At 38.1% G+C, this 1011-nt stretch carries 1 protein-coding gene; it reads right to left on the bottom strand.

Going from position 1 to position 1011, the window contains the following annotated elements; all coding sequences use genetic code 11:
• Positions 1-432: thiamine pyrophosphate-dependent enzyme (locus tag LD39_RS21230; protein ID WP_035553672.1), on the bottom strand; the 432-nt coding region annotated here is incomplete at its 3' end.
• Positions 433-1011: the final 579 nt, after the last annotated feature.

Genomic DNA, 1011 nt, shown 5'->3' with positions numbered 1-1011 from the left:
AGCGGTTTGAGTAATTTGAGCTCCGATGATGATTTGCGGGCTTACTGCGTTAACACCTTCAGGCATTTGGTTTCCTTTATAGTGTCCACGGGAGAATAAGAATGCTTGATATAATGGAAGACCATGCCAGATTAACTGTGGTACATCACGGTAACCCGGAAGGATAAAGTCCGCTTTCTCAAGTGCAAATTGGCTTCCTAGCTGAGATGCTTCCTGTCCTGCGGTTGGTGCATAGAAACCAAGACGTCCTTGACGGTTTAGTGCGATGGAACGTTGGTCTAAGATTCGCGTATAAACCATACGGCGCATAATTTCTTTTAAATCTTCATCTGATAAATCAGGCATTGCGTCTTCGTTGACGATTTCGCCTTCTTCGTTCATGATTTGAAACGTTTCGAACTGATTTTCAATGTTCTCAAGAGTTCGTTTCAAAGTGATTCACCTCTTCCTTTCCTATTTTAAAAATGGATGCTGTGAGTAGCTTTCCCAATTATGAAAAAAAACTGTACCTTTTTGCTCTTTACGTTTTACCCTGTACACAACTTTATTAATCATACGTGTAACCTTAGCAAAAACTGTTACATTAATACGGCAACTTTATAATGGTACAATGTCAATCCACTATGTAGTTTAGCTCAATTCGTCATCATTCGTCAATTACTTCGCAAAAGATAATCTTCATCTATAAATAGAGCTCCTACACAGATAGAGAAAACAGGCTGAATTTGTCGACAGTTCCATTCATACTGTATCACTGAAATATTAAGCCTGTATTAATCATAATTTATTTTAAGGCAGGTATGCAAGAAAGACACACTTTTGAAAGGTGTAATTTCATTAACTAAGTCTTTTTCCATCTCATCTATCTAATTCAGAAGGTCTGTAATATTCTTTATTGATTTCTCTAATTTCATTAAAGCTCCCGATTGTTGAAGACTCAGTTTCGAGATAACAGCTGTTTCCGTTGCCTTAGACAGAGAAAGGAGTGCCGGGAAATCACTCGCTTTCCGT

The organism is Halobacillus sp. BBL2006, assembly GCF_000786645.1.
Lineage (GTDB): Bacteria > Bacillota > Bacilli > Bacillales > Halobacillaceae > Halobacillus.
The sequence above is the reverse complement of the archived record's forward strand: the minus strand, read 5'-3'. Positions and strand labels throughout refer to the sequence as shown.